This is a genomic window from Paenibacillus sp. ICGEB2008, assembly GCF_000307675.1.
GTDB classification, from domain to species: Bacteria; Bacillota; Bacilli; order Paenibacillales; family Paenibacillaceae; genus Paenibacillus; species Paenibacillus polymyxa.
On the sequence record NZ_AMQU01000074.1, the window covers coordinates 1 to 794 of the forward strand.

Here is a 794-nt window from a genome sequence, read left to right on the forward strand (position 1 = left end):
TACGCTGGTGTACCAGTTGTTCCGCCAGGAGCACCGCTGGGTAGCTATGTACGGAAGGGATAAGCGCTGAAAGCATCTAAGCGTGAAGCCCCCCTCAAGATGAGATTTCCCAATTAGTAAGACCCCTTGAAGACGACGAGGTAGATAGGTTGGGGGTGGAAGTGCAGTAATGCATGGAGCTGACCAATACTAATCGGTCGAGGGCTTATCCTAAAGATAAGGCGCAATGAAGTTTCGGATCCAGTTTTCAGGGTGTAACCTTGAAGGTATGTAGAAGTACATACGACAAGCGTATGGCTATTCATTCACACGATCCGTGATGAACCGAATAAGCTTACGGAAGAATTTGCGAGGCAAATTCATGTTTGGTGGCGATAGCGGAGGGGTTCCACACGTACCCATCCCGAACACGACCGTTAAGCCTCCAGCGCCGATGGTACTTGGACCGCAGGGTCCTGGGAGAGTAGGACGCCGCCAAGCATAAGCCCCTTCTCTGGGGATTTTTTTTCGCCTGTAAGACTGACCTCTACATAGTCAGAATTAATTGTTATTTCTAAGATGGGGCTATAGCTCAGCTGGGAGAGCGCCTGCCTTGCACGCAGGAGGTCAGGGGTTCGATCCCCCTTGGCTCCACCAATATTCCCTGATAGCTCAGTTGGTAGAGCACTCGACTGTTAATCGAGTTGTCACAGGTTCGAGTCCTGTTCGGGGAGCCATATGGAGAGGTGTCCGAGTTGGCCGAAGGAGCACGATTGGAAATCGTGTAGGCGCCAAAAGCGTCTTCGAGGGTTCGA

General features: G+C 51.5%; 2 tRNA genes and 2 rRNA genes. All 4 read left to right on the forward strand.

Going from position 1 to position 794, the window contains the following annotated elements:
- Nucleotides 1-213 (forward strand): 23S ribosomal RNA (locus C400_RS28360); the annotation flags it as partial.
- 151 nt (nt 214-364) lie between these two features.
- A 5S ribosomal RNA gene (gene rrf / locus C400_RS0126030) occupies nt 365-480 on the forward strand.
- 80 nt (nt 481-560) lie between these two features.
- Nucleotides 561-636 (forward strand) — tRNA-Ala (locus tag C400_RS0126035).
- A gap of 4 nt (nt 637-640) precedes the next feature.
- Nucleotides 641-716 (forward strand) — tRNA-Asn (locus C400_RS0126040).
- Nucleotides 717-794 lie beyond the last annotated feature (78 nt).